The organism is Streptomyces sp. NPDC045701, assembly GCF_056432045.1.
Map to the genome: position 1 here is coordinate 1 of NZ_JBWKJV010000114.1, position 6,182 is coordinate 6,182.

Sequence of the window (6,182 nt, forward strand, 5' to 3'; positions counted from 1 at the left end):
GGTGTGCGGGCATTGGGAGAACGGGCTGCGGCCGAGCTGAAAGAACGCTGGCGCACCCTCAAGCGCGTCACGCTCAGCCCCGGCCGGATCGGCGCTATCACCAAAGCCGCCCTCGTCCTCAACAACGCCTGGCGATGAATTTCGTCGAGAAAACCTCACTGACTTGCGGTGACTACTCACGAGGTTGTGTGACCTGCGTTTGATCGGCTCCTTGGGCTGTTCGTGGCGTCCGTGAAGCACCGTCCGTCGTACGACCACCCGGCTGATGCACAGGCTCGGTTTCAGCCCGGAGCTCCCCGCCCGGCGGGTCGCCGGACGCGACGAGCAGGCCGTGAAGGTACGGAAGGAGGCGACCTCCCGGGAGGGCGAGGTCGGCCTGGGGGCTACATCTGCTTCGAGGACGAAGCCGGCTTCACCCGCAGACCGCCGAGGGGAAGGACCTGGGGCCGGCGAGGACGCACCCCGGTCGTGACTGTCAGCGGCCGCGACTCGCGGGACGGCTGCCGGTGGCCGGGCTGATCGCGATGCGGCCGGGTTCCCGAACCCGGCTGTGCCATCGCTTGCGGCCCATCCAGCATGAAGTCGGCCGGTGTGGCCCGGCAGTACGCGGGGATCACGGGGCTAGACCGGGACCTGCCAGGTCGCCGTGTTCGCCGCCTGGGTCACCGTCGCGGGGCGCGCGTTGATCGGCTTCTCCCTCTGCCTGGGCAGGACCTGGGCGGGCGATGAGGAATGCTGTCGGCAGGCCGGGGTGCCGCGCGAACGCGCCGGGGCGGTGGTGGCCGAGCCTGAGCTGGGCCAGGCGCGTGGTGGAACGGACCCGCTGTGCCGGGGTGCCGTTTGCGTGGGTGGCCGCGGACAGCCTGTACGGGGCAGGGGCCGCAAGCTCCGCGCGGCCCGTCAGCGGCACGGCAGGGGCTATGTGATGACTGTGCCCTGCGATGAGAGTGCCGAGGCGGGTCTGCCCGGCCCGGTGCGGGTCGGTGAGCTGGCCCCGCCGGCTGCCGCTGGTCTTCGGGCGGCGTTCGTGCGCAGCGGGGGCGAAGGGCGAGCGGTACTACGGACTGGGCGCTGGCCGGGGTGGCCTTGGCCCTCCCGGCCGGGCCGGCCCGCAACGGCTGGCAGCACCTGCTGCTGGTGCGGCGCCCGGCCAGCGGTGCCCGGCCGGCCTGGCCTGCTTCGCCGTGCACGCGCGCGCACCGGGACCAGCTCCCCGCGCTGGTGCGGGTGGCGGGCACGAGGCGGGGCGTGGAGGACTGTTCCGCTGGAGTGGGCCGTCTTCCGCACACCCCCAAAAACAAGCGCCCGCGCCGGGAGGTTGCGAGTCACCAGCGCAGGGCGCGTGCCGACGATGCCCCACGAGGCTCACGACCTCATGCATCGCCACCTGAAGCATAGGACCTCACTTCTAACTGCTTCCTAACGGAACCAAAAGGTTCGAGTAAGTCCTGGGCAGCTTTTTACGCGGCCCCCTGCGCGCCCTGTTGAAACCGTTGTGCGCACACGTAACCATTGGGTGCGGTGCAAGCGAGGGGAAATTAGGGTTCCAGGACCTTAACCGGATGCCTCCGTTTCGCACTGTGGCCGCCCAGGGATGGCCGCGTTCTGCCCCTGGGCGGCTCATCTGCATCGCAGCACTCCCTCCGCCAACTTCCGCACGTCCTCTGCACGCAGGGTGCCCACCAGGATGCACCCACTGCCTCGACGGCCTTACGATCTCTAGCCGGTCTGGGTGTGTTGTCGAAATGTGGCTGACGCCGATTGGTGTGGCCCCGGGATCCTTGACTCAGGCCTTGAGGTGCGAGACGTGCAGCCCGAGGGCGAACCGAGGAAGCCTGTCCCAGGAAGTTGTCGGGTCCCCCAGAAGGCAGGCCGCCGCCTCAGCAGTGAGCCGAGTGACGGAACGGAAGAACTTCACGCAGTCGACCGCGTCATCGAGGCGCAGTGTTGTGCGGCGATCAACCGGGCTGACGAGTGAGGATCATGGACAGCCCCCAAGATCGGAAGCGAGGTGATGGTGGTGTGCCCGTGGGCGACGTCGTTGCGAACCCGAATCCAGTGAAAGATCACTTTCGCCACAGTGAGGTCGCCCCCGCCGAGGCCCGGCCGGGCGAGGCTCGAAGTCCGCCCCGGCGGGCCTCGGGGGCCTTTCCGCGGGGGCGGCCCGGTTCGGGTGGCGGTCAGGCCGCGTTGGCGGGCGTCGGCATCAGGGTGTGTGCGGTGCGGGTGATGAGGTCGGCGGCCTGGTCGATACGGTGTCGGTGGTGGTGCGGCCGATGCTGAGCCGGAGGGTCGCGCGGGCCTGGTCGCGGGTGAGGCCGAACGCGGTGAGGACGTGGGAAGGTTCGCCGCTTCCGGTGTTGCAGGCCGAGCCGTTGGAGGCGGCGATGCCGGGGAGGCGGTCGAGGAGGTCTGTGGCCTCGATGCCGGGGAGGGTGAGGCTGAGGTTCCCGGGCAGTCGCCGGTGCGGGTGACCGTTGACGATGGCGCCGGGGGTCGCGGCCAGGAGGCGGTCCTGGAGCCGGTCGCGCAGGGCCCGGATGCGGCTCGGGGGCGGGGGTCGCGGCCAGGAGGCGGTCCTGGAGCCGGTCGCGCAGGGCCCGGATGCGGCTCGGGGGCGGGACGGCGTCGGTGGTGATGAGGTGGGCGGCGGCTCCGAAGCCGACGATGGCGGGGACGTTGGGGGTGCCAGCCCGCAGTCCGCGTTCTTGTCCGCCGCCGGTCTGCTGGGCGGTGATGCGGGTGCTGCCGCGGATGTAGAGGGCGCCGATGCCCTTGGGGCCGTGGAGTTTGTGGGCGGACAGAGAGGCGAGATCGACGCCGAGTTCGGCGACGTCGAGGACTCCGCAGTCGGCGCTCTGGGCGGCGTCGGTGTGCAGGACGATGCCGCGCGGAGCGGTGATCTCGGCGATAGCCGCGAGCCGTTGCAGGGTGCCGATCTCGTTGTTTGCGTGCATCACCGAGACAAGCACGGTGTTCGGAGTGAGGGCGGCGGCGATGTCGGCGGGGTGGACGCGGCCGTGCGCGTCGACGCCGACGCGGGTGAGGGTGTAGCCGTGATGGTCGACGAGCCGCTGGCAGGCGGCGAGGACGGCCTTGTGCTCGATCGCGGTTCTTGGCCGGCTCGCTCTTGTGCCGGGCGGCCTTGAACTCCGCCTGGTACTTTGCCATGAGCGTGGTCGGATACTTGTGTCAGCAGCCACCGCTTGACCTGGGCTTCTTCGGCGAGGTCGAGGATGGTGAGCTTGCCCGAGGAGTGCAGCGGGGTGCCGACCAGCAGCCGGTCGGCGGCCGCCCGCAGTTTGAGGCACAACGCAAGGAGCGGCCGGATCTGCCGTGTCGCCGCCTCAGGCACACCCAGAGCCGCCAGCGCCGCTACGAGGACTCGCACCGCTTTCCTCGGCCTCGGCCCGCCCTGCGCGGTAATCCCGCATCTCAACCATCACCGGTGCCCTCGGCTGTGGCGGGAGATCTCCACCGACGCATCCGTCGCAGCGGACATGTCAGCTACAGCCAACGCCCGCGAACGTTGCTCGGCCAGCGCTCCGCACACGTCGCATCCAATCACCGGCTTCGGCGGAGCAAGCGGAAGCCCAAGGTGAGCGGGCGGGGTCATCGTCGTCTGCTGCATGGCGCCTACCCTTCGGCGTGACCGCTGCCACTGGGGAGTTGACTACTGTTGACGTCCGATCAGTCAACCCATCATGCCGGGGGTGTGCGCCCAATGCGCAGTGACTTCGCCGACCTCGCTCGACACGCCTTGCAGTACGGCGGCTACTCGATGCGAGCAGCGGCCAAGGCTATCAACTACGACCCCGCATACCTCAGCCGCGTCCTCATCAGCGGCAAGCAGCAACCCTCCACCCAGCTCGCAGCCGCACTCGACCGGCTCCTGGGCACGGGGGGTGCACTCGCCGGCACCCTTCTCACACCCGACGACGAGCATCGCGTTGAGCGGGTGGAGCAAGCCCCAGGCCGCCTTGACAGAGCCACCGTGGACGGCCTGGCCGACGTCCTGGCCGCGTACCGTCGCCTCGATGACGCCCCCCGCAATCCCTGATCCCAGCGGTGTTGACCCAGATGGAGGAGGTCACACGCCTCCTTCAGGCAGCCCGTGGGCCCCACCGCGACGGGCTCGCGGCAGTCGCATCCGAGTTTGTCCAGTTCGGCGGCTGGCTGCTTGCCCAGGAGAGACAGGACGCCCGCGCCGTGGTGCTTCTGAAGGACGCCGTGGAGATCGCCGATGAGATCGGGAACGGAACCCTCGCCGCCCAGGCACTCAATTTCAAGGGATACGTCGCTCGCCAGCAACGGCGGCCGCACGGCGTAGCTCGGTGGTTTACCGCAGCAGAATTTACACCAGGAGCGCACCCTGCACAAATGCTGGGAGATATGCTTCAAGCTGCGGCGGGCATGGCCGAATTAGGTGAAACTAAAGAGGCGCTGCAAATGATAGAAAAGGCAGAAAACCTGCCCGAAAAGGCCGCCAAAGTTCCACCATCAAAAACAGCCTCGCTCACCCCTGAGTTCAATCGCCTAAACTTGGGATCGCCCAACTAGGGATGAAAAGATTTCCCGACGCAGCCGACCACCTGAGCGCTGGACTGGCTAGCCTGCCGGAGCACCTCAAGAACGCCCCGTGGGCAGCGGAGCACAAAGATGCGCTCAAGCGGGCACTGCGTGCACGCTGACACTCTCAGGTTATGTTGTTTATGGTGAAGTAGTGACGCGCATACTCCACCGCCACATCGGATTCATCTGGACCTCCGGGAATGAACTTGCAGCGCTTTTCGTCCACCCCTCTTTCACGCCAGAGAAGCCACCATCCAAACCGACCCCGAAAATACAGGTAGGACAGTACCGAGATCCCGTCCTTGATCTGTTCGGTATGAGCTTCGCCTGGTTGGATGACCACAATTTTCATCGCAGTAACTCTCCTCGCATTCACAAGACCACCTTAGCGCTCACCCCGCCACTTCACCCGCCGACCCTGCATGGATGCATAACTATCCCGTGGAAATTTTACCATCGGAGGGGAAAAGGTTGCAGGGGCGAGTGTCAGCGGGCCGATTGGTTTCCGTTGCATACCCCCCACCTATACATATTCCATGCAAAACTATGCAGCGTCGGCGTGGGGCGAGTCCCAGCCCTGAACCGACAAACGCATCACTCAATCCGGAGCTGCGATTGCCTTCAATAAAGCGATTGAGCAATAAGTGAATTGATTAAGTTCATCGTTAGGGTGCACGCAACAACAACGCAGAAACCAACACGAACGTGGTAGCGCCATCTGCGAGCATTAACGTGAGGGCCAGCTATGCATTTGGAATAGAATGTGAATGCATCGATATTTCATGTTTTATCGATGTGTGATGTTTAGCGGGAAGTTTTGACTTGGACAACTGGCAATCATCACGATCATTGCCAATGGCTTGCGGTGCGCTCGGATAGCGCGCTATTGCGCCTTATCTTATTAGGTTCAGGATATGCGCCACCAGTACTCCCCCAGGGGAGCTTCGAGGGTTTGGCGTCTCCGCTTCTCGTAGTGGATCCGTTTGGCGATGGTTTGGCGGGTTCTGCGCCACAGGGATTGGGCGGCGACGACCAGTGGGGCGTGCTGCACGTGCCAGGTGGTCTGGTGGAGCAGGCGGCGGATCTCCTCGGCGGTGAAGTCGATCAGCTGCAGAGAGCAGGGCGGGGATGGTTAGTTTAGTGGTGGCCAGGTTATGGCGGGCTCGTCGGACCCGTCCCGGGCGGTGGCTCGTCGGGCTGCCTGAGCCGTGCGGTGCGGGTGGCGGTGACCGACAAGAACGCGGATGCGGCGATCGCGAGGGCGATGTGGCGGTGCCATGGTTCCCAGTGGCCGACCTCGTACTGGTCCGGGCCGCAGTCCCGGTTCCGCGGTCTCGGAACAGTCCTCCACGCCCCGCCTCATGCCCGCACCCGCACCAGCGCGGGGAGCGTGGTCCGGTGCGGGAGTGCACGGCGAAGCAGGCCAGGCCGGCCGGGCCGCTGACCGGGCACCGCACCAGCAGCAGGTGCTGCCAGCCGTTGCGGGCCGGCCCGGCCGGGAAGGGCCAGGCCACCTCCGCTGGAGTGGTGTATCGACGGCCACTCAGTGTTCCGGGGGCATGCTATGCGGTGAGGGCTCCGGTTGCGGTGTCGCTGATGCTGGTGGAGGC

4 protein-coding genes and 2 pseudogenes are annotated in these 6,182 nt (G+C 66.6%); 4 read left to right on the plus strand and 2 right to left on the minus strand.

What is annotated here, in order from left to right; genetic code table 11:
* A pseudogene (locus AC07DW_RS33075) lies at positions 1-138 on the plus strand (IS5/IS1182 family transposase); the annotation flags it as partial.
* Between the two features lie 118 nt (positions 139-256).
* Positions 257-590: pseudogene (locus tag AC07DW_RS33080) on the plus strand (winged helix-turn-helix domain-containing protein); the annotation flags it as partial.
* Between the two features lie 1,590 nt (positions 591-2,180).
* On the opposite strand, the gene AC07DW_RS33085 reads toward AC07DW_RS33080, so the two are convergent.
* On the minus strand, positions 2,181-3,311 hold the full coding sequence (locus AC07DW_RS33085) for a cysteine desulfurase family protein (protein WP_478861326.1): 1,131 nt from the start codon (positions 3,309-3,311) through the stop codon (positions 2,181-2,183).
* Positions 3,312-3,724: 413 nt separating this feature from the next.
* On the opposite strand from AC07DW_RS33085, the gene AC07DW_RS33090 reads away from it, so the two are divergent.
* Complete coding sequence (locus AC07DW_RS33090) at positions 3,725-4,060, plus strand: helix-turn-helix domain-containing protein (RefSeq protein ID WP_478861327.1); 336 nt, start codon at positions 3,725-3,727, stop codon at positions 4,058-4,060.
* A gap of 11 nt (positions 4,061-4,071) precedes the next feature.
* A complete protein-coding gene (locus AC07DW_RS33095) occupies positions 4,072-4,560 on the plus strand; it encodes a hypothetical protein (protein ID WP_478861328.1) in 489 nt (162 codons plus the stop codon).
* 136 nt (positions 4,561-4,696) lie between these two features.
* On the opposite strand, the gene AC07DW_RS33100 is transcribed toward AC07DW_RS33095, so the two are convergent.
* Positions 4,697-4,924, minus strand: a complete 228-nt coding sequence (locus AC07DW_RS33100) for a hypothetical protein (protein ID WP_478861329.1) — start codon at positions 4,922-4,924, stop codon at positions 4,697-4,699.
* Positions 4,925-6,182: the final 1,258 nt, after the last annotated feature.

Excerpts from the sequence above, each read along its gene's own strand:
- AC07DW_RS33100 (WP_478861329.1), bottom strand. The coding sequence starts at position 4,924 with ATGAAAATTGTGGTCATCCAACCAGGCGAAGCTCATACCGAACAGATC.
- AC07DW_RS33090 (WP_478861327.1), top strand. The coding sequence starts at position 3,725 with ATGCGCAGTGACTTCGCCGACCTCGCTCGACACGCCTTGCAGTACGGC.